This window comes from Chitinophaga sedimenti, assembly GCF_023156195.1.
GTDB classification, from domain to species: Bacteria; Bacteroidota; Bacteroidia; order Chitinophagales; family Chitinophagaceae; genus Chitinophaga; species Chitinophaga sedimenti.
Genome location: NZ_JAKUKA010000001.1, coordinates 6,188,512 through 6,209,178, shown reverse-complemented (window position 1 = coordinate 6,209,178; position 20,667 = coordinate 6,188,512). Strand labels below are relative to the sequence as shown.

The 20,667-nt window shown below is 51.8% G+C and carries 27 protein-coding genes and 1 tRNA gene; 15 read left to right on the top strand and 13 right to left on the bottom strand.

Annotated features, from left to right (window positions below):
- Positions 1-192: 192 nt before the first annotated feature.
- Positions 193-263, bottom strand: a tRNA-Gln gene (locus MKQ70_RS35955).
- 197 nt (positions 264-460) lie between these two features.
- Positions 461-943: a hypothetical protein gene (locus tag MKQ70_RS35950; protein ID WP_248080329.1), complete on the bottom strand. Its 483-nt coding sequence runs from the start codon at positions 941-943 to the stop codon at positions 461-463.
- A gap of 213 nt (positions 944-1,156) precedes the next feature.
- On the opposite strand from MKQ70_RS35950, the gene MKQ70_RS35945 reads away from it, so the two are divergent.
- Genes MKQ70_RS35945 through MKQ70_RS35915 form a run of 8 tightly spaced genes read left to right on the top strand, consistent with a single transcriptional unit; the run spans position 1,157 to position 7,290 of the window.
- A complete protein-coding gene (locus MKQ70_RS35945) occupies positions 1,157-1,789 on the top strand; it encodes a hydrolase (RefSeq protein ID WP_248080327.1) in 633 nt (210 codons plus the stop codon).
- Entirely contained in the window at positions 1,790-3,151 is a 1,362-nt protein-coding gene (locus MKQ70_RS35940; RefSeq protein WP_248080325.1) for an alginate export family protein, read from the top strand.
- 9 nt (positions 3,152-3,160) lie between these two features.
- Entirely contained in the window at positions 3,161-3,853 is a 693-nt protein-coding gene (locus MKQ70_RS35935) for a M17 family peptidase N-terminal domain-containing protein (RefSeq protein WP_248080323.1), read from the top strand.
- A 48-nt stretch (positions 3,854-3,901) separates the two neighbouring features.
- Positions 3,902-5,074 (top strand): amidohydrolase, encoded by a 1,173-nt coding sequence (locus MKQ70_RS40650; protein WP_282456974.1) that lies wholly within the window; start codon positions 3,902-3,904, stop codon positions 5,072-5,074.
- Between the two features lie 47 nt (positions 5,075-5,121).
- The gene (locus MKQ70_RS40645) at positions 5,122-5,697 is read left to right on the top strand and encodes an amidohydrolase family protein (protein ID WP_308199364.1); all 576 of its coding nucleotides are present in this window, start codon (positions 5,122-5,124) and stop codon (positions 5,695-5,697) included.
- 9 nt (positions 5,698-5,706) lie between these two features.
- On the top strand, positions 5,707-6,123 hold the full coding sequence (locus MKQ70_RS35925; protein WP_248080321.1) for a DoxX family protein: 417 nt from the start codon (positions 5,707-5,709) through the stop codon (positions 6,121-6,123).
- Positions 6,124-6,135: 12 nt separating this feature from the next.
- Positions 6,136-6,609: a Dps family protein gene (locus MKQ70_RS35920; RefSeq protein ID WP_248080319.1), complete on the top strand. Its 474-nt coding sequence runs from the start codon at positions 6,136-6,138 to the stop codon at positions 6,607-6,609.
- Positions 6,610-6,615: 6 nt separating this feature from the next.
- Complete coding sequence (locus MKQ70_RS35915; RefSeq protein ID WP_248080317.1) at positions 6,616-7,290, top strand: YoaK family protein; 675 nt, start codon at positions 6,616-6,618, stop codon at positions 7,288-7,290.
- Positions 7,291-7,325: 35 nt separating this feature from the next.
- Here MKQ70_RS35915 and MKQ70_RS35910 read toward each other — a convergent pair whose 3' ends face one another.
- The 6 genes from MKQ70_RS35910 to MKQ70_RS35890 all read right to left on the bottom strand — a co-directional run bounded on the left by MKQ70_RS35910 (position 7,326) and on the right by MKQ70_RS35890 (position 10,062).
- On the bottom strand, positions 7,326-7,703 hold the full coding sequence (locus MKQ70_RS35910) for a VOC family protein (RefSeq protein ID WP_248080315.1): 378 nt from the start codon (positions 7,701-7,703) through the stop codon (positions 7,326-7,328).
- Positions 7,704-7,825: 122 nt separating this feature from the next.
- Positions 7,826-8,641, bottom strand: coding sequence for an AraC family transcriptional regulator (locus MKQ70_RS35905; protein WP_248080313.1), 816 nt, complete (start codon positions 8,639-8,641; stop codon positions 7,826-7,828).
- 24 nt (positions 8,642-8,665) lie between these two features.
- Entirely contained in the window at positions 8,666-8,821 is a 156-nt protein-coding gene (locus MKQ70_RS43125) for a helix-turn-helix domain-containing protein (protein WP_372490169.1), read from the bottom strand.
- A 38-nt stretch (positions 8,822-8,859) separates the two neighbouring features.
- The gene (locus tag MKQ70_RS35900) at positions 8,860-9,051 is read right to left on the bottom strand and encodes a hypothetical protein (protein ID WP_248080311.1); all 192 of its coding nucleotides are present in this window, start codon (positions 9,049-9,051) and stop codon (positions 8,860-8,862) included.
- 2 nt (positions 9,052-9,053) lie between these two features.
- Complete coding sequence (locus tag MKQ70_RS35895) at positions 9,054-9,506, bottom strand: hypothetical protein (RefSeq protein ID WP_248080309.1); 453 nt, start codon at positions 9,504-9,506, stop codon at positions 9,054-9,056.
- 154 nt (positions 9,507-9,660) lie between these two features.
- Complete coding sequence (locus MKQ70_RS35890) at positions 9,661-10,062, bottom strand: response regulator (RefSeq protein ID WP_248080307.1); 402 nt, start codon at positions 10,060-10,062, stop codon at positions 9,661-9,663.
- A gap of 133 nt (positions 10,063-10,195) precedes the next feature.
- On the opposite strand from MKQ70_RS35890, the gene MKQ70_RS35885 reads away from it, so the two are divergent.
- Both MKQ70_RS35885 and MKQ70_RS35880 read left to right on the top strand, forming a co-directional pair.
- Positions 10,196-10,849, top strand: coding sequence for an FAD-binding oxidoreductase (locus tag MKQ70_RS35885; RefSeq protein ID WP_248080304.1), 654 nt, complete (start codon positions 10,196-10,198; stop codon positions 10,847-10,849).
- A 34-nt stretch (positions 10,850-10,883) separates the two neighbouring features.
- The gene (locus tag MKQ70_RS35880) at positions 10,884-11,537 is read left to right on the top strand and encodes a hypothetical protein (protein WP_248080302.1); all 654 of its coding nucleotides are present in this window, start codon (positions 10,884-10,886) and stop codon (positions 11,535-11,537) included.
- Here MKQ70_RS35880 and MKQ70_RS35875 read toward each other — a convergent pair.
- Entirely contained in the window at positions 11,529-11,942 is a 414-nt protein-coding gene (locus MKQ70_RS35875) for a contact-dependent growth inhibition system immunity protein (protein WP_248080300.1), read from the bottom strand. The genes MKQ70_RS35880 and MKQ70_RS35875 overlap by 9 nt on opposite strands.
- Before the next feature lie 146 nt (positions 11,943-12,088).
- Here MKQ70_RS35875 and MKQ70_RS35870 point away from each other — a divergent pair, with 146 nt between their 5' ends.
- From MKQ70_RS35870 to MKQ70_RS35855, 5 genes are all read left to right on the top strand, one after another.
- Complete coding sequence (locus MKQ70_RS35870) at positions 12,089-12,892, top strand: hypothetical protein (protein WP_248080298.1); 804 nt, start codon at positions 12,089-12,091, stop codon at positions 12,890-12,892.
- 547 nt (positions 12,893-13,439) lie between these two features.
- On the top strand, positions 13,440-14,810 hold the full coding sequence (locus MKQ70_RS35865; RefSeq protein ID WP_308199599.1) for an alkaline phosphatase family protein: 1,371 nt from the start codon (positions 13,440-13,442) through the stop codon (positions 14,808-14,810).
- A gap of 132 nt (positions 14,811-14,942) precedes the next feature.
- Positions 14,943-15,176, top strand: a complete 234-nt coding sequence (locus MKQ70_RS43970; RefSeq protein ID WP_504909648.1) for a DUF4369 domain-containing protein — start codon at positions 14,943-14,945, stop codon at positions 15,174-15,176.
- 79 nt (positions 15,177-15,255) lie between these two features.
- Positions 15,256-15,684: a hypothetical protein gene (locus tag MKQ70_RS35860; RefSeq protein ID WP_504909646.1), complete on the top strand. Its 429-nt coding sequence runs from the start codon at positions 15,256-15,258 to the stop codon at positions 15,682-15,684.
- Positions 15,657-16,109: a TlpA family protein disulfide reductase gene (locus MKQ70_RS35855; protein WP_308199598.1), complete on the top strand. Its 453-nt coding sequence runs from the start codon at positions 15,657-15,659 to the stop codon at positions 16,107-16,109. Before MKQ70_RS35860 ends, MKQ70_RS35855 begins: the two co-directional genes overlap by 28 nt.
- A 56-nt stretch (positions 16,110-16,165) precedes the next feature.
- On the opposite strand, the gene MKQ70_RS43965 is transcribed toward MKQ70_RS35855, so the two are convergent.
- From MKQ70_RS43965 to MKQ70_RS35840, 4 genes are read right to left on the bottom strand one after another with little or no spacing between them, the layout of a single operon-like run.
- A complete protein-coding gene (locus tag MKQ70_RS43965) occupies positions 16,166-16,594 on the bottom strand; it encodes a RagB/SusD family nutrient uptake outer membrane protein (RefSeq protein WP_504909644.1) in 429 nt (142 codons plus the stop codon).
- Positions 16,510-18,192, bottom strand: coding sequence for a RagB/SusD family nutrient uptake outer membrane protein (locus tag MKQ70_RS35850; RefSeq protein ID WP_504909642.1), 1,683 nt, complete (start codon positions 18,190-18,192; stop codon positions 16,510-16,512). The genes MKQ70_RS43965 and MKQ70_RS35850 overlap by 85 nt, the downstream gene beginning before the upstream one ends.
- A 22-nt stretch (positions 18,193-18,214) precedes the next feature.
- Positions 18,215-19,492, bottom strand: coding sequence for a TonB-dependent receptor domain-containing protein (locus tag MKQ70_RS35845; RefSeq protein WP_248080292.1), 1,278 nt, complete (start codon positions 19,490-19,492; stop codon positions 18,215-18,217).
- Positions 19,377-20,630, bottom strand: a complete 1,254-nt coding sequence (locus MKQ70_RS35840) for a SusC/RagA family TonB-linked outer membrane protein (RefSeq protein WP_248080290.1) — start codon at positions 20,628-20,630, stop codon at positions 19,377-19,379. The genes MKQ70_RS35845 and MKQ70_RS35840 overlap by 116 nt, the downstream gene beginning before the upstream one ends.
- Positions 20,631-20,667 lie beyond the last annotated feature (37 nt).

Below are 20,667 nucleotides of genomic sequence, written 5' to 3'. Positions count from 1 at the left end.
GAAGTCTTGTGGAAGGGTAAAAATGATTGAGCTTTGGGCAGCACCAATGGTAAAACAACCCGCGATTTTCGGCGAGTTTCGGCGGAGGTGGCCTTGAATGGAGGTAAAATTTAAAAAACCGCTACAGAGTAGACCTGTAGCGGTTTTAGAGACTTTTGAAACCCGCGGAAAAGGGTTTCGTTGTAATACCTGTTACCCGACCTGGATTCGAACCAAGACAAGCAGAACCAGAATCTGCGGTACTACCATTATACTATCGGGCAATTTCACTCCGGATCAGCGTTTCCGCCTCATCCATCAGAAGTACAAAGTTACAAAACGCAGGCTATTCACCCCAAATCATTTTTTCCTTTTACCTCCGCTGTATACGTTTCAGCAGCAACATTCAGCAGCTACCGTCCCGCAAACCGGGGTGCAAATATACGTATGCTTTTGGAATTTCAAAATCAGAAGGGAATTTTTATTCCTCATCGTCAAACTCGCCTTCCGACAAGTCATCTACTGATACCGGCGTCTCACCGTTAAACAGCACCGATACGCCATATGGCTCACATATAGGCAGGTCACCTTCAGAAAAGTGCAGCAGCCATTCTTCACCGGGATAAAATATAAACGTCGGCGTATATACCGGGAAATGGTCCGGTGGCATAGAAATTAATTCATCACTCGCTTCTTTGTCCAGCCCGAAAAATCCAGGATCAGCTTTCATCTGCTCCTGCAAAAATATGATACCGCGATCCAGCCATTTATCTTCATCACCCACCACGCTGCGGCAATGGTCCATATTAATCACCGCCAGATCGCTACTGCCCTCCAGCATAATGTTTACTGGCACTTTGCCGTCCGTTCTGCCTTTCCACAAATATATATCCTCGGGGCCGCTGTACAGCTCCAGTTTACCCAACACGGGGTCCTGTAATGTTTCTCCGGTAAATTTTTCCATCGGCAACAATTTAATTCAATTATTGGAATTTTTAATGAGAGGGCGTTTCCTGGGCTCAAATTACAAGAAAATGGGCAATTTTCACCGCCCCTCCCATTTTCGAATAAATGTATAAGCAAAGCTATTGTTTGTCCATTGCCGCACTTCCGCTATGGGTCTACTTTTACATCATCGCCATGCCTCGCAACAAATCTTAAATCTAAAGTATAAATCATGACAATTTCTGCACGACTCCTTCATCCCTCCAATCACACACTGGTGCTCATCGACTTCGAAAGCCAGATGGGCTTTGCCGTGAGCAATATCGACATCACCGTGCTTCGCAACAATACAGCGGTGATCGCGGGTGCTTCCAGGATTTTTAATGTCCCCACCATCGTTACCACCGTGGCGGAACACACCTTCTCCGGCCCCGTATTTCCCGAGGTGGAAGAGTTTTATCCACAGGCAACTTCCGGGTACATCGACCGCACCACGATGAATACCTGGGAAGATAAACCTGCTTACGAGGCCATCACCAATACCGGTAAAAAGAAGATCGTACTCGCCGGTCTGTGGACCAGCGTGTGCATCGTAGGCCCGGCGCTTTGTGCACTGGCGGAAGGATACGAGGTATATATCATTGCAGATGCATGCGGCGATGTAAGCGCCGAAGCACACGACCGCGCCATGCAACGCATGATACAGGCCGGTGCACAACCCATGTCGTCTATCCAGTACCTGCTGGAACTACAACGCGACTGGGCACGCCAGGAAACGTATGCAGCGGTTACTGCTCTTATGAAACGCTTTGGTGGCGCCTATGGCATCGGTATCCAGTACGCACATAATATGCTCGCGCACTAAGTGAAAATCGTTTTTATATACTTCCTTGTTGCGCTGGGCCTGCTGGCGCAACAACCTTTATCCGCCCAGTCTTTTAAGTTGATGAGATACAACGAGGACTACACGAACCTGTCTGCCGACACAGCCCGCAACTGGTATCACCAGCTGAAATATGCGCCATTGCGCGATTCCGGGTGGTATGCTTCCTTCGGCGGCGAGGCGCGGTATGAGTATGTGCTGACGCAAAACGAAGACTGGAGCAAAACAGGCGTGGGTACCGACCAGTATGCCCTGCAGCGCTACCTGCTGCATGCCGATCTGCATTTGGGTCAGCGCGTGCGGGTATTTGCACAGCTTTCCAGCGGTACGCAGTTGGGTGGCCACTTTGAACCGGGCCCCTTAAATGAAGACCAGCTGAATGTCCAGAATTTGTTTGCGGACGTGCGGCTTAGTAAACGCCTCGTATTCCGCGCAGGCCGCCAGGAATTAGATTATGGCACCGGCAGACTTATTTCCGTAAGGGAAGGCACCAACGTGCGCAAGTACTTTACCGGCGCCAAAATCATGTATAGCGCACCACATTTCGGGGTCGACGGGTTTGTGATGATGAATGATGATGTGCGGCCCGGCATCTTCGACAACCAGCCTACCCGCGAGGTTAATCTTTGGGGCGCTTATGCCTGGTGGGCCATTCCCGCCAGCGGGAACGTCGACTTTTATTACCTGGGGGCCCACCGCGACGAAGCGGTATACGAAGAAGGCATTGACCGCGAAGACCGCCATACGCTCGCCACAAGGTACTGGAAGTATGGACGCGGATTTATTTATAATCTCGAAGCCGCCTGGCAGTTCGGCCGCTTCGGCACCCGCAGCATCAGGGCGTGGACGCTCGCCATTGACCTGGGATATGTTTTCGATCACCTGCCCTGGAAGCCGTCACTGAACCTGCGCAACGATTATATCTCCGGCGACCGTCGCACCGGTGATCACCGGTTGGGCACGTTTTCTCCATTGTATCCAAAGGGCGGTTACTTCGGTTTTAATCCGCGCGTGGGGCCGGCCAACCTTATCGACCTGCATCCTTACGCTGTCCTTTCGCCGGGTGAAAAGTTCTCTTTCCAGGCAGATGCGGTTTTCAACTGGCGGTATTCATTGAACGACGGTATTTACCGGCCCAGCGGCAACTTTAACACAGCTGGTTCCGGGTCGCACAAAAGCTACATCGGCGCAGCCTGGCTGCTGAGCGCCGATTATACGTTCTCTCCTTTCGTCAAACTAAGTTGCGGTGCGCAGTATTTTCAAACGGGCGCCTTCGTTCACGACATCATCAGCACACCCGCCGACTCATATTTTTTCAACACTCAGCTCACCTTTAAATTCTAATCGATGTATATGAGAAAATGGATCCTCACCCTCTTGCTGCTGCCGGCCCTCCGGTTGACGGCGCAAACATTGCCCGCAGTGGGTACCAGCACCGTCCTCGGTAAAGTAGACGGCATCGAGATCGCAGCCAAGGTGCAGAGCCCCTCCGCACAGGCCACACCTTTGCAAATCGCCTGCGTATTCGAGTACACGGAGAATGACCTCACCAATCCGCCTGCCCTGCCGGCGCAACTCAATGGCATGCTGCATCTCGATGAAGCCCTCCACGGCATCATCACTGAACTACGCAAGAGCGGCAGGTTTACAGGGCATGCTTTTGAAACGTTGCTGATCACACCGCCCCCAGGCACGATTCCCGCAAAGCAACTGCTGCTCGTTGGTCTGGGCGACCGCAACAAGTTCGATGCAGGTATTATGGAAACAGTTGGCGCTATTGGCATGCGCGAGGCGCTGCGACTCGGCGTTTCTTCTTACTCGCACGCCAGTGACCTGAAAGATGCGGGTATTGATTCCCCCACCGCGCAGGTGGCGGAGAACGTAGTTAAGGGCGCGCTGAACGCCTATCGCACGCAAATCTTCCTGAAAGGGAAAAAGATGTCGGATGTAAAACCGATCAAGCGGTTTACGCTGCTTGCAGGGCCGGCCTTTTATGCACCTTCCGGCGAAGCTATTAAAAACGTGATTGCTACTTACCATAATTAATCAGCATGAAAGCGGACATGATTTTATACAACGGTACTATACATACCGTTGACAGCAACAACCCCCGCCACTGCCGTGGCCATTAAGGACGGGCGCTTCATCGCCGTGGGCGACGACTTCAGCGTCATGCAAATGACCGGTGAAAACACGGAAATCATCGACCTGAAAAGGAAATGTGTGATACCCGGTATTAATGACTCGCATACGCATTTGATTCGCGGGGGACTGAACTATAACCTGGAACTGCGCTGGGATGGTGTGCCTTCCCTGGCTGATGCGATGCGCATGTTAAAACAGCAGGTATACCGCACACCGTCGCCGCAATGGGTACGGGTGATAGGTGGATGGTCGCTGCACCAGTTTGCGGAACGCCGCATGCCTACGCTGGCGGAGCTGAACGAAGTGGCGCCAGATACCCCGGTGTTTATCATGCACCTGTATGATCGAGCGCTGCTGAATCGTGCGGCGTTAAAGGCCGTGGGTTATACAAAAGATACGCCCGCCCCACCCGGCAGTGTGATAGAGAAAGATGCAAACGGCGAACCTTCGGGACTGCTGCTGGCCGCGCCCAATGCGCTCATCCTCTACTCCACCCTGGCTAAAGGCCCCAAGCTGTCGTACGAACACCAGTTGAATTCTACCCGGCACTATATGCGTGAGCTGAACCGCTTTGGCATTACCAGCGTGATCGATGCGGGCGGCGGTTTTCAGAATTACCCGGACGATTATAAGATCATTGCCGAACTGCACGAGAAAAAGGAACTCACCGTCCGCATCGCCTACAATCTTTTTACACAGCGGCCCAAACAGGAATATGAAGACTTCGACAATTGGGTGAAGTCCGTGAAACTGCACCAGGGCGACGATATGTACCGGCACAACGGTGCAGGCGAAATGCTCATATTCTCGGCTGCCGACTTCGAAGATTTCCTCCAGCCGCGGCCGGACTTAGGCCCTGATATGGAAGTGGAGCTGGAAAAGGTAGTACGCCTGCTGGTCACTAATCGCTGGCCGTTCCGCCTGCATGCCACGTACAACGAAAGCATCACCCGCTTTCTCGATGTGTTTGAAAAAGTGAACAGGGACATCCCTTTCGATGGCCTGCATTTTATTATCGATCATGCGGAAACCATTGATCAGCGCAACATTGAGCGGGTGCGTAAACTCGGCGGCGGTATAGCGATACAATCGCGCATGGCTTTCCAGGGTGAGTTTTTGTAGACAGGTATGGGAAACATGCAGGAGGCAAAACGCCGCCCGTAAAGCAGATGCTGGCGATGGGCGTACCGGTCGGCGCCGGCACCGACGCTACCCGGGTATCTTCCTACAACCCGTGGGTGGGCCTTTACTGGCTTAGTGCGGGTAAAACATTAGGCGGTATGCAGTTGTACGACGATGACACCCGTCTTTCCCGCGAAACAGCCCTGGAGCTTTATACCAAAGGCAGCGCGTGGTTTTCCAGCGAGCAGGATCAGAAAGGCATGATCAAACGTGGCATGCTGGCCGATATCGCGGTACTGGACAGCAACTACTTTACCGTGCCGGACGATGACATTAAACACATAGAAGCGGAATTAACCGTGGTAGGTGGAAAGATCGTGTATGCCAAAGGAGCGTTCTCCTCCTTTGCCCCGCCCACCCCACCGGTATTGCCGGACTGGTCGCCCATTAAAGTACAGAACGGGTATTACAACGCGAAAGAAAAAGTAGCCGGCATGCATGTATGCCAGGGCAGCTGCGACGTACACGGCCACAACCACGACGTGGCGCGTAATAGCGATATCGCGGTCAATAATTACACGGCGTTCTGGGGCGCTTTAGGCTGCTCCTGTTTCGCCTTCTAAATCAATAAGATGATGGAGCTGATAAAGACGCTGTTGCATTCCGATCTCGGTAATAACGCGAATAACTGGGCCATGCTCGTGTTCCGCGTACTGCTGGCCGTGGAGCTGTTCCGCGTGCACGGATTAAAGAAATTTAAGGGAGAGAAAGAGGTTGTACCGAACCCCCTGGGTCTTCCTCCCGCGCTTAACCAGCTGATGGCCACGTTCGCGGATACCGTGGTGCCACTGTTCGTGATACTGGGTTTGGGTACACGCCTCGTGGTGTGGCCCACTATTGGGGTAACAGCGGTTGGCTATTTCGTGGTGCATCGTAACGATCCGGTTGAGGTGCGCGATGTACCTTACGTGTACACCCTCTGTTTTTTACTGGTAGCCGTACTGGGACCGGGCGCGCGCTCCTTCGATGAATATTTTTCAATCTATTAAATCAATAAACATATGCAACCACACATTGGCATTTCGGAAGAAAACCTGGCGGCGGTGTCGCACACCCTCAACGCCATCCTGGCCGACGAATTCATGCTGTATGCGAAAACCCGCGCAGCACACTGGAATATTGAAGGAGCGGACTTTTACAACAAACACCTTTTCTTCGAAAAACAGTACGAAGAGCTGGATGAGATCATGGATTCCGTAGCAGAACGCATCCGTTTCCTTGGTCACTATGCGCCCGCTACGCTGCACGAATACCTTCGCCTGACGCACTTTTCAGAAAGATTCCCCGATGGTAACACTTCAGAGGCTTTTATCCGCCACCTGCTGGAAGACCATGAGGCACTTATCATCAAGCTGCGCGAAAACATCAATCGTTTTGCGAATGATCTGAAAGATACTGGTACCAGCGATTTCATCACCGGACTGATGGAAGCGCATGAGAAAATGGCCTGGATGTTAAGGGCCCATTTAAAATAGCGGCGTATGGAACAGTCAAACACCATCCGGTATATCACCGTGCTGCTGACTTTTTGTGCGGGCTTTTGCGATACCGCCACCTTCGTGGCGGCGGATGAATTGTTTTCGGCGCATGTAACCGGCAACTTCATTGTATTTGCGTACGATGTGGTGCACCGGGCCGAAAGCAGCGCGTGGATCAAACTGTTATCGTTTCCCGTGTTCATTTTAGCCGTGGTGACGGGCGGGCGCATTATTGCGCACGCGGCCAACCGCTACACGGTTCTTATCGTGGAAGGAGTGTTGATGCTCGCCTGCGGCCTGGCAGTACTCGCGCTGGAACAGGCAGCCGCCATGCATCCTGCCGCGCTGTTCAGCATTGCCATGGTACTGGTATTCGCCATGGGCCTGCAGAACGCATTCAGCAGGTTATTTACAAAGGAAACCTATGGTCCCACCACCATTATGACGGGCAACGTAACGCAGCTGGCGCTGGACCTGGAAACAGGACTGCGTACTAAGTTCGATACCGGCGTGATAGCGGCCGTGAAGAAACAATCGTTCACCCTCGGCGGCTTTCTCGGGGGCTGCCTGTGCGGCGGCCTGCTCGCCCAACGTGTGGGACTGGGCGCAGTAGCCGCACCCGGCGTGTTGCTCCTCTTAATGTGCGTAGCCTTCTTTCCGCTGGGAAGAAAAGAATAAAACAAAGCGGCTGCCCCGTCCGGGCAGCCGCTTTGTTATGATTGCGGCTGATACCGCACTATATCAATACCCACCCCGTTAGGATCAACGATCGCGAAGTGGCGGTCGCCCCAGGGTTCATCGCGCAGTTCAATGGCGATGGGAATACCTTTCTTTTTGATCTCCGCGTACAGCTTATCTACCGCTTCTACCTCGATGGTAAGATACACACCTTCGCCCTTAAACGCTTTGTGAAACAGCGGTTGCTGTGAAGGATGCCCGGGCAGCAGGAAGCTCAGCTCCGCCGATTTGTCCGGTGTATGGAGCAGTAAATAGAATTCATTTTCGAACGTAACGCCGAATTGAAGTACTTCTGTATAGAACTTTTTAGTAGCCGCTATCTCGCGGGTAATGATGCCTGCATTCAGTTTCATGGTCCTTTTTTTGCGCCTGCGCTGCGGTAACGATCAGCAGCAGCAGGCAGTGGAAGCATATGGATTTCATCCTTCAAAGGTCGGCCAATGCCGCCGCGGAACATTGTAAAAATCGGACAACTTTAACGCCCGAATGCCTTTGAAGGAGTGACGCCGTAAAAGTTCCGGAACTCTTTAATGAAGTGCGCCTGGTCATAATAGCCCGCATCAAAAAACAGCTTATTCTGCCGCAGGCTCTGGCTGGAAGGTTTTGCCCGGAGGATATGTTGAAAACGTACTACTTTGCTGAAGATCTTCGGCGAATCGCCTACATAGAACCGGAACAGCCGCCGCAACTGCCGGGCACTGATGCCGGTATCCGTGTCCTTTTCCACGTCGAGCACGCCGCAGGTTTCGAGGATGCGCGAGAGGGCTTCATACAGGCGGGGATCGTCGTTGAAGCGGACATCTTTTAACATCAGCAGGAAATAATGATCTAGCACCGATTTGATATCGGGCAGTGTGGCGGAGGGTGCGATACGCTCCCGGATAAACGCTGCCATGTGCGGCAGGAGCGATTCAAGCGGCGTCGCTTTGTTACTCAGCAGGGCCGCATCTACCTGGAATAATTGCGGGAAGATGGTAGGCAGAAAACGGATACCGGCATAATGGAACTGCGGTTCCAGTATAAACTCGGTGTACTGCCGGCAGAAGCCCATGACGAACTGCTCGCTTGTATGTCCCGGTTCAAAGAATACATCGATGCACCCGTCTGCTACGACACGGTACACGAACGGCGTATCCAGCGGCTGCGTGGTTTTTAATTGCCAGTAACAATAGATGTAATTGCACAGGTGCCTATCCGGCGCCACCTCCATGTAGGACACGGCGTTATCGGAAGCGGTGACGGTTGGTTGTACGGGCATGTAAAGGGCTCGCAGGGCGGCAGGTGCGTTCATGACCCGAAGATAATATGCCGGCAACTACCCGACCGCTCCATTCCTGAAACTCGTAAAATTAATCCCCGTCTTCGTTTTGAAGTATTTCGAAAAGTGCGCGATGTTATCAAACCCCAGGTAGAAAGCAATCTCCTTCATACTTCCGTTGGAAGATAACAGCTGCCGCTTTGCTTCGTTAATGATCTGCTGTTGTATGTGGTGGCTGGCCGTAAAACCCGTTACTTTTTTACGGAGGTGTTCAGGTAGTTAGGGGTAACAAGTAACGCCGACGCATAATCGGCCACTTTCTTTTTCGTCAGGAATTGCTTTTTCAGCAATTGCCGGAAGCGAATCGTCAGTTCGCCATCGCGGGTTACTACGGCCGATGGGGTTACGGCATCCGTGCCGCGCGACAGGTAAATCATCATCATGCTCAGCAGCTCGGTGAGTAATTCTGTGCGCAGGCGGTTGTTGCTGTAGTACTCTTTTTCATCTTGCGGACCACATCTTCCAGGTCTTCACCGAGCGCTTCGGTTACCGGCAGCGTCAGCGCGCGCATGTTCATGTGGTGTTGTTCCAGCAGTCCCGCTATTTCTTTGAGGTGATTGCTGACGTATAAAAAGTCGGGGGAAAAGCTGATGTAGTAACCCGTAGCGCCGGGCGCCAGCTGAAAACGACGGAGCTGACCGGGCGCCAGTACAAACAATTGCTGTGCGGTTACGTCGCCCGTCCAGGCATCGGCCTGCACCTGGCCGCCGGCAGACTTGCACCATAGCAACTCAAAGTGTTCGAGCCGCCGGGGTTCATGGTCGTCCAGCAACGGCAGCGCGCCATTGCTCTCCAGGGAAAATAATTGAAATTGCTGATGAATGGTCTCGTAATGCATATGCTTTCCTTGTATAGATCGCATAGCCTTTTGCAATTCAGATGCCGGGTTTATAAGCATCTGATTATCAAACTAAAAGAGAAGAATCAAGAGGGAATAATTAGCGAAATATCACCAACCTCGGAAGGGGTTTAGCGATATTTCGCTAATCTATTTAGCAAGGAAAAATTTCTGCTTCCATCAGGTCGTTAATAGCCTGGCAAAGCTGCGTACGGGTAAACGGTTTTTCCAGGAAGATGTCGGCCCCGTTTTCCAGCGCTACGTCTTTCGCCGCCGCGTCCATACCCGAAATCATGATAATGCGGGTTTCGGGGGAATTATCATTGATATACCCGATAAAATCGAGCCCGTAACCATCTGGCAGGCGGTTATCGAGCAGTACTACCGAAGGCGTTTTCTGTTGAAAATATTCTACAGCATCGGCAATGGTTTTTACGTGTTCTACCTCCATTTTGCGGCCATCGAGCAGCAGGTTAATAAGCAGGCACATCTCGCCTTCATCCTCTATTATCAACAGTTTCTGTGCTACTTCGGTGGTGGTTGTATTGTTTGGCATATTCTGATTGTTTAAAGGTTACAGGTCTACTGTATCCGAAAGACCGTGCCAAGCGATATGACAAACATCATGTGCGCATGTTGTGTTTTACGCCTAACTCACAGTATATTTGAGAAATTTTTGCGATATCGCTATGCCAGTTCATAAAACGGAAAAAGTTACAGGTTGGGGGAATTACCCGGTAGTTGAATCTTTCACAGGCTCCATCCGCAGCGCGGGCGACGTGCAGCAGGCGCTTGAGCAGTACAACCTGGTGCCCCGCGGCCTGGGTCGCAGTTATGGCGATCAGGCCATCAACGACCACAACTTCGTGGGCGATTGCACGCATATGAACTATTTCATGGACTGGAATGAGCAGGAAGGCATCCTTGAATGCGGTGCGGGCGCCAGCCTCGAGGAAATCATTACCGCCTTTGCCCCCAAAGGCTGGCTGCCGATGATTTGTCCCGGTACAAAGTTCGTGACCATTGGCGGCGCCATTGCCAACGATATTCACGGTAAAGCGCACCATACCGATGGCTCGTTTGTAAACTGTGTATTGTCGTTTAACATCCTGCTCGCGGATGGCCGTATTGTTACGGCTTCGCGCGATGAACACCCGGACCTGTTCTGGGCTAACTTCGGCGGACTGGGATTGCTCGGCGTGATCCTCACTGCCCGCATCAAACTGAGAAAAATAGAAACGACTTACTTTAAACAGAAGTCGATCAAAATAAAAACCTGGACCACATGCTGGAGGCCCTGGACACTTACGACCACGAGTATAACTACTCCGTGGCCTGGATAGATGCCCGGCGAAAGGCAGCAAAACCGGCAGCGGCGTGCTTACATTGGGTAACGCCGCCAAACTGGCCGATCTCCCTGAGAAATTAAAAAATGATCCCCTGAAGCTGCACCCAGCCAGTAAACTGTCGGTGCCGTTTTTCATGCCTAACTTTACACTGAACAACCTCACCGTACGCGTACTGAACCGCGTGATCGCATTTGTACAGAACTCTCCCAAAGAGTTTATCCACTACGAGAAATTCTTTTTCCCGTTGGATGCGATCAATAATTGGAACAGGGGTTATGGTAAAAGAGGATTTGTGCAGTACCAGTTCGTGATTCCCGAAACCAATGGCAAACAGGTGCTCACAGAGATCCTGCACATGATTGCCGACAGTGGTTGTACTCCGTTCCTGAACGTGTTTAAGAAAATGGGCGATGGGCAGGGACTGTTATCGTTCCCCTTTAAAGGTTATACCACGGCGATCGACTTCCCGGTAACCAAAAAACTGTTTGAATTTACGCCCAAGCTCGATGCGAGAGTACTGGCAGCGGGCGGCAGGCTGTACCTGGGTAAAGATGCACTGCTGGCCGAAGGTATGTTTAAAGCGATGTACCCCCAGTACACCGAGTGGCTGGAGGTAAAGCACAAGTATGATCCTTACACGAAATTCAGCTCCAATATCGGGCGCAGGCTGGGTTTAAGCTAATACCCGCGCGTTCCGGAAGCGTTCTACCGCATCCTGGATTTTACTGTTCACCCGCCAGTCTTCCCGCTGCACGGCATCGTCGAGCAGGGCTTTTAAACGCATGCCCGTTTCAGTGTGCTGCTTCCAGGTGCGGTCAGACATAGATATAGCGGCCAGGAGGAGGTCGCCCGGGTAAAAGCGGGAGTCGGCCAGGAGGTCTTTTTCCAGTATTTCCATCACAGAGGGCAGGATGTAGGGCACACCGATGTCCTGCTGCAACAGGGTGCGCAGTTCGTTGAGCGACAAATCCTTAATCTTCTTTTTACGGGCGTTGTGGCAGGTTTCGATGAGGATAGTCGGGAACTTCTTGTATTCCCATATTTTGTTCTCTAAAGTTTCGATGGTGTTATCGATGTAGGTACTCATAGGCATCAGGTTAAGACAAATATATAAAAATGTTCCTGCCAAGCGAACGAATCAGCCTATAATATATTCACGTAAAAATATATTATCTCCTTTAAACTTTATAAATGGCTGTTTGTTAATATACTACACACTAAAACCAGCAAATTATGGCTATTCAACACGGACTTTTCCAGTTTACGGGAAAGATGGGCGGTGTGATTGGCTACTACATGAAAGGAAAGTATTATACCAGGACCGCCCCAGCATTCGTAGACCAGACGCCGGCTACCCGGCATGCCGCCAAAGACTTTGGAACGGCCAGCGCTTCGGCGCGTATAATCAGGCAGGCTATTGAGGGCGAAGTATCGCTTCGTAAAGACGGCACCTTCGGCAACAGGCTGACCAGCGCTATGCTGTCGGTTATCCGGGCAGACTGGGACCACAAGGCTGGCAGGCGTGTGGTGAAGACCGGTAACCTGCAACAGCTTACGCGCATGCGTTTTAATAAGTATGCGGAGGTGCGGCCCCAGACTGCCGTACAACGCTGCTTTGACGGCAGCCTGTCTGTGACGGTAATCGATCCCCTGAAACAATTCGGCGACGACATACAACATGTACGCTTCCGCGCTATTGCCCTATTCCCTGACTTCGGGCTGGGTATCTGCAAAACCGAGTGCAGTGAAACAGTGACGCTTACCCGCGAAGAGGCTGCACAGCCCTTATGCCTTACCATCCCCTCCCGCAACGGTGCTACGGCTATTGTACTGCTCGAAGCCAGCGCCTGCAAACTGTTTGAAAACAAACTACGCCCCACAGGCTTCCGCCAACTCAATGCGGTGGATATCATTGCTGTAGTACCTGCGAAAAAAGAAGGCAGGATAAGGGCTACAGGTTATACCTCTGAAGTGGTGTATAACTATGTACCGGCGCCAAGGCCTTTTAACGGCTTCGTGAGTAGTAATCCCGGTTAGCTGAGCTCCTGATTTTTTTGCCCATCGCAGCGACGCTTTGGGCTGCATCGTCGTGTATATACCTTCCGAAATGTCGTTTCTCTCCCGTTTTCGTTGATGTTTGCGTCCGCGTTTTCCCCGTTTAAAAAGTATAATGCCTCCGTTTTGCGTGAACAGTGCCTCCGTCTTGCATGAACTGCACTGCCGCGACGCTTCCGCGTTGCGTCCGCGGAGACTCCGTGGCACATGGGGAGTAAGTCCACGTCATGAGCGGAGTATGAGGTGATCTACCTGCTATATTAATACTATCTACCTCTTATCTACCTGCTACCCACCTGACTAATAAGATGGACATAGTCACCCTGGGACATGTACACACCAGCCAACCGATAAAGAGATAGTCACCCTGGACCTTGTATGCACCTACGTCCCAACCACAACAAGGCCGTCCTTCGCCATGTATACACCTACCACACATCCATCCAAAACCATGTATACATACACTTCCCCCGAAACTTAACCTAAACTTCACGCCCCTCCCCATACATCCCGCCCACGAAATACGGACATTCGCGCCTCGACAAATGTTTTCAAGAATGAAAAAGCTTATCCTCGCCCTCGGCGCGCTCGTACTGCTGCAAGCAGCCAACGCCCAGAACAACACGTCATCCTGATCAGTATTGATGGTTTAAGACCAGAATTTTACAAAGATGCCTCCCGGAACATGGTAAACCTCCGCCAGGCCATGGCCGAAGGTGCATACGCAGATGGTGTAAACGGCGTATTCCCGACCGTTACCTATCCCTCGCACACCTCCATCATTACCGGTGTAAAACCACTGAAACATGGTATTTTCTATAACACGCCCTCAGAGCCAACCGGCGTAACCGGTAAATGGATATGGGACTATAATACCATCAAGGTACCCACCATTTTCAGCCAGGCGAAGTTAAAAGGGTTAACCTCCGCTTCTATTTACTGGCCGGTCTCTTTTAACAGTCCCGCTACCTATAATTTCCCGGAATATTGGTACCTGCCCGCCGCTAAAGGTGCGAAGCGCATCACCAACCAGGCGTTAAAAGAAAACACCACACCCGCCAGCCTCTTCGAAGAGCTGGAACAAAATGCGGTGGGCAAACTCAGCGAAGACGACTGGAACGACAACTACCTGACGATCGACCAGAACCTCGCGCGCATCAGCAGTTATATGATCCGCAAATACAAGCCCAACCTGCTGGCGGTTCACCTGGTAATGGTAGACCACTTCGAACACGAGCAGGGCCGCGATGGCGACAAGGTACGCGCAGCGGTAGCCAATGTAGACAATGCAGTGAAAGTAATCCGAGAGGCGGCCATGAAAGCGGGTATTGCAGAAAACACCACCTTTATTGTTACCGGCGATCATGGCTTCGTAGACATTCACGGCAACCTGGCGCCGAACGTACTGCTGGTAAAGGCCGGCCTGTACAATCCCGAAAAGCCCAATGAATGGAAGGCCTACTTTCACCCTTGTGGCGGCGGCGCTTTCCTCCAACTGAAGGATAAAAACGATATCAAAACGAAAGAAAAGGTATTGCAGCTACTGAAAAGCCTGCCAGCCGCACAACAGGCTACTTTTAAAATCAAAACCCGCGAAGAGATGGACGCTATCGGCGCCGATCCCACCGCAACGCTTGGCCTGGCCAGCGAACAGGGGTATGCGTTCACCGGCGCAACTAGCGGCGAATTCCTGCGTGCAGGCAAAGGCGGAACACACGGCTTCTTCCCCGACTTTAAGGAAATCCAGACCGGCTTCGTTGCTTTCGGTAAAGGCATTAAGAAAGGCGCAGTAGTTCCGCAAATGGGCCTGGTAGACATCGCCCCACTGATCAGCCAGTTGCTGAAACTCGATATGCCCGCCGGCGACGGTGTGCTGCTGGGCGGCGTACTTGGTAAATAGTATTTTTATGTTGATAAAGCAAAGCCGCACTGTTGCACAGCGCGGCTTTGCTTTATCCGGAAGAACGATTTTTAACTCGGAAAGTTATTATATCGGTCGAATGATTAGCTTTAATGCTATTAATTTCCGTGCATGAAATCTATTACTTTCCTGCTGCTCCTGTTATGCAGCGTTAGTCCCGCTGCATTCTGCCAGCAATCATATATCATCGAAGGACACGTAAGCGGCCTGCCCGACAGTGCCGTCATCCGCCTCCTGCAAAACGAAGGCAGCCTGCTTAAAGGTATCGGCACAGACACCGTGCGTAACGGCAAGTTCCGGTTCACCGGTACTGCAGAAGCGTACGGCACTCGCCATCACCGGTGAGGGCGAAGGTTTTCCTTCGCAGTGGCTCGAAATATGGGCGAAACCCGGCAGCCGTATCCTCATTTCCGGCAAAGGCCCTTTGCTGAAATCATGGACAGTAAAGAGCGATATTCCGCAACAGAAAGATCAGCAGCGATTCATGAACTACAGCCGCCGCCATATAGACGTGTACCGGGAGCTTTCAGTGCAGGACCGTATACTGTTTGAAAAGATACGCCAGGCAGACAAAGAGACACGCCCCGCACTTAAGAAAAGCCTCGATTCCCTGCGCGGCCTGCAGGATTCGATTAATGATATCATCGCACGCGACCAGCTCACGCAACTCGCAGCCGCCAAACAACACAGCGATTACTGGATGGGGGTGTTGTATGAACGCGCACGCTTCTCAAAATATAGTAAAGACACCACATTGCTCGTTCGCACAAAGCAACTGTACGATGCATTACCCGCTGCCGAAAAGAGCAGCGTTAAGGGCAAGAGATCGCGTCATATCTTTACCCGCCGGTAGTTGTAAAGGTAGGTGAAAAGATGGCCGACACAGAGCTGAAAGACCTTGCCGGCAAGAAACATCAACTGGCCGACTTTAAAGGCAAATACCTGCTCATCGATTTCTGGAGCATTGGCTGCGGCCCCTGCATCGCCGCTATGCCCGAACTGAAAAAGCTCCACGAAAGCGCCCCCGCCAATCTTGCCGTGATCAGCCTGAGCCTGGACCAGAGTGAGGAAACCTGGAAAGCAGCAACCGCCCATGTTAAAATGGACTGGACCAACCTCAGTGACGGTAAAGGCATGGCGGGCCTCGCCGCCAATTACGGCGTAACCGGTATCCCCCACTACATCATTATTTCGCCCGAAGGTGTACTGCTCGAATCATGGGTGGGTTACAGCGAAGGCGACCTGGAAAAGAAAATCTCGAAGTTCGTTCAACGCTAATAAAAACGCCGCGGCACGAAGCCGCGGCGTTTATCCTTACGTTATCAACCAAACTACTAATTATAGCCAGGATTCTGGTATGCAGCCTTCTCCTCTGCCGTCATCGGCTTCCCGTTCACCGTTGTCGCGTCGATCTGCAACGATGGAATAGGGCGCAGTTTATGGTACGGTTCAATATTGGTAGCATCGGCATTAAACAGGACCGTACGCGAAAGCAGCGTTTCTGTCCGCACTAAATCTTCCCAACGGTAAAACTCACCACACAGTTCACGGGTACGCTCATTCAGCATAAAGTGAATGAACCGGTCGGCCGTACTGGCCACGCCTGCAGGATACTGCTCGCTCGGCGCATTCGTCGTGAACAATATATCGGTGGCCGTCATCTCAGCAATCGTATTATTCACGTCGCCGGGTGTGCCGCCATGCACCTGCCAGAACGCAGGGTTCTTAAACTCCCCGTTGCGATAGGCCGCACGCTTACGCACTTCATTAATATAAAAAGTGCTTTAGCATAATCACCTTTACGGCCATACGCTTCGGCCGCGATGAGGTACGTTTCGCCGAGCCGCGCCAGGGTGCCGTTACGCACGCCACGCTCCTCGTTATAGTTCGGCGTTTGCCGCACGGGATCAAGATGCTTTACAAGCGAGAGATACTTGTTATTACCGGTACCTTCTACCAGTGTACCACCCGCGTTGCGGTAATACCGTGCATAGGTGTTAAAGCGGAAACGCCTGGTATTGGCCAGTTCCGCCGCAGTCAGCGTGGTATTTTTATCGTTGACGATGAACAGGGCGGCCGTGTCGCCATTGCCATATCTTGGCTTACCTACAAGCGCCGGCGTGGGCGCATCCGTTGCTGTAAACTTCGGAATTGCATTGTCTGCCGCGGTAGAGGAACCGTTGTTGCGGTAATACACCGTTCGAAAGCTCTTATAAAAACGCGAATCATTTTTTCTATCATACAGGTCGATCGTGTAATCGGTTGGACGCAAACGCCTGTAGGGCCGCATGTTAAAGTTATCCACGTTCCTTACCAGTCCGGCAATACCACCGTCATACTGCATCACATAAAACAGGTGCGCACGGTTACCGCTGCTGCTGTTCAAACTGGAAATGTTGCTGAACTGCGCCGCAAAAATAATCTCTTTACTCGCCTGCTGAATCGTGAACTCCGCGTAGTCTACCGCGTTCACACCGCTCGCGTAGTTCGTATTGTAGGGAGGATCGCCGTTAACACCCACAGGCGGCGTTACTACGTTCGGGTATCCTTTGGGATACACGCCGCGCCAGAGGTTCATATAGTCGGGTTCGAGGATGTAGTTGCCGGAGTTAATCACGAGGTCGGCGTAATAAGCCGCACTGTCCATATCCGTCGGCAGCTGGCCACGTTGCTCGGTTACCGCGCTGCCGCGTGTTAAATAAGCTTTGGCAAGGAAGTGTTGTGCCGCGCCTCTCGTTGCCCGTCCTAAATCAGAGGTAAGCGGAGCAAGGTTCTCAGCCGCGAACCGCAGGTCGGATATAATCAGCTTGTACACATCCGCCACACTCGACTTCGGGAAGTCACTGTTTGCCGTGGTAGAGCCCTGCGTTACCAGCGGAATACCACCAAACTGCTGCACCATCTGGAAATAATAATATGCACGCAGAAACCGCAACTCCGCAATACGCTGGGTTTTCGCCTGCTCCGTTGCCAGCGTGCGCGAAGCAGGATTGTTATACAGCGGAATGTACTGGATGCCCAGGTTACAGCGGTTAATGCCGTAGTAGTTATTCGTCCACAGCCCGTCCAGCAAGCCTTGCGCCGGGTTCAGGAACGAGGGATCGTAAGTATTATAAAAGCTATAGTTGAACTGATCTCCGAGCCGGAATTCATCTGTACCAAAGTTCCATAACGCGTACGCCTGTTCGTTTTCATATTTGTAACGCGTATTCTGATAAGCCGATTTCACCAGGTCTTCGAGCCCCTGGTCCGTTTTATAATAGTCGTAAGTAAGGGTACTCGTTAACTTCTCTTCCACGAACTGTTTGCAGCCACACAGCACGCTTACCACGCAAAGCATCAACAGGAAATATGTTTTCATAACTGATTTTTTAAAAGATGGATTAAAGTCCTAAACGCACACCAACCAGGAAACTGCGGTAGTTAAACGAGCTGGGGCCGGGGCCACTCGTAGAACTGGTCGGGTAAGAACTCAGGTACGGCACGGTTTCCGGGTCGGCGGTTTTGTATTCGCTGAACAGGAAAGGGTTCAACACATTTACGTAGGCCGATAAACTGGGTATCTTCCAGTGATCCAGCAGTTTACGCGGTAACCGGTACGTGAGCGAAATGTTGCGCACACGTACGAACGAACCGTCGCGGAAGCCCATCGCCTGCCAATATTGCTGGATGTCGATCGTGTTATTGGGTTGTGCGTACTGGTTAGATGGATTGGTGGGCGACCAGTAATCCACTTTATAAGATTGATAACGACCGTTCAGGTTCGGGCGCATCTCGCGGATCAGCGATCCCTGGCGGGCGTAAATGAATACATTCAGCTCAAAGTCTTTGTAGGTAAACGTGTTGCTGATGCTCGCCGTCCACTTCGGGTTATGTGAACCCAACACTATTTTGTCCAGCTCCGTAATGGCCGTATCCCCATTGAGGTCCGCCACATACGCGCGTCCCGGTTGGTAAGCGGCATTAGTGCGGTTACCTGGCTTGGTCCAGAAATAGTCTTTCAGGATGCCACCTTTCACCGTATCCGCATACTGGAACACGCCCATAAATTTGTAGTCATAATAAACGCTCAACGGCTGCCCGATAAACCACTGGCTTGCAATGTTATCTGCCTTTGTTTCCAGGCGGTTGATCGATTCTTCGTTCACACCAAAAATGATATCGGTGCTCCAGCTGAAATCTGGCTTCGCAATATTTAAAGTGGATAAACTCAGTTCGATCCCTTTATTTTCCACCTCCCCTACATTTACCTGTACGCTTGAAAAGCCACTGGTGGAGGGCAACCGTTTGCTCAATATCTGGTTGCTTTTGGTCTGATACAGATCGATCGTACCATTAATTCTATTCTTCAGGAACCCGAAGTCGATACCGAGGTTAGCCGAGTTCGTTTTTTCCCAGGTAATATCAAGTGGTAAAGTACTTGGCGCATATCCCTGCGCAGCGCCGGGACCGTAGTTATAAGGCGTACGCGTGAGTGTACCGCCTGCCAGGTAAGGACTAATACCGGCATTGCCTACCTGCCCATACCCCAGCCGCAGCTTCAGGTTATCGATCCAGAAACGGAAGCCATAAACTTCTCCTGGTTGATGCGCCAGGAAACCGCTCCCGATGGGAATACCGGTGCTGGTTGCCCGCCGGTAATACAGATGACCAGTCGTCACGTACGTTGAAGGTAACCAGGTAACGGTCGTCATAACCATAGTTGATCCTCCCGAAATACGACCAGTTCTGTGACTCCGTAAACTGGCCCTGCGCCTGGTTAGGGGTGGTAGCCGAATTATTCTGCAACGAATGCCATTTCTGGCTTTCGTAAATCAACTGATCTGCCGACACCGCCTGTTCTTCGAACCGGTTCTTTACGAACTCCTGTCCCACCATGGCATTCAGCGAATGTTTCGCACCAATGCGCGTATCATAGGTCAGGAAGTTTTGTGCCGACCAGGTAAAATAATTACGCGTCGTGTACGAGGCCGTAGCCGTGCCGCCCGCCCGTGACGATGACACCGAACCACTAAATCCACCAATGATTACACTGGACATATCAATATTCGCCGCAGCGCGCAGCTTCAGGCCTTTCAGCAGCTGCACTTCCCCGAATACGTTCGGGATCACGCGGTTGATGCGGGTTTCGTTGATGATCGTATTTACATCGTTCAGCGGGTTAACGATGTTGGCATCGTTGCCGGGTGTCAATAGAAACGTACCCGTAGAATCGTAAGGCTGTGCGATCGGCAGCTGCCCCGATGCGCCGCGGTACACCGTAGCGCCGGTATTCTGGATGGCGAACGAATACAGGACACCACCACCAAAGTTCACGTACTCATGCGGTTTTACATCTGTACTCAGGTTGAAGGAATAACGGGTATAGTCCTGGCCCGTTTCAATGCCCTTCTGGCTGAAATAACCACCGCTGAACGAGCCTTTGAACTTATCGGTACCACCGCGTACGGTAATGTTGTGGTTATTGGTGATGCCGGTTTCCAGGCCATTGTTCTGCCAGTTGTAACCGGTTACTTTAGATGGATCATAAATCGCCACACTGTCTAAGATCGCCAGTCCCAGGTTTTTGAGCTGCGTTTTCTCCTCTTCCGTGGTAGCGCGCTTGGCCGCAATGTTGCGCGAACGGTCGATCCACGTATAGCCATTAGCTACGTTCTGCCAGGTATAATAGTCCAGCCGCGCGCCAAACAGTACCGAGTCGATGCGCGGGTCCGGGAAATAGTAATTTGGATTGGCGGGTGTGGCCGCACTTAGCGAAGTGTTGTAAGACCGTGACGCGAAGTAAGCCTGGCGACGCATGTCTGCAAACTCGCCGGGATTAAATACCGTCAGCGGA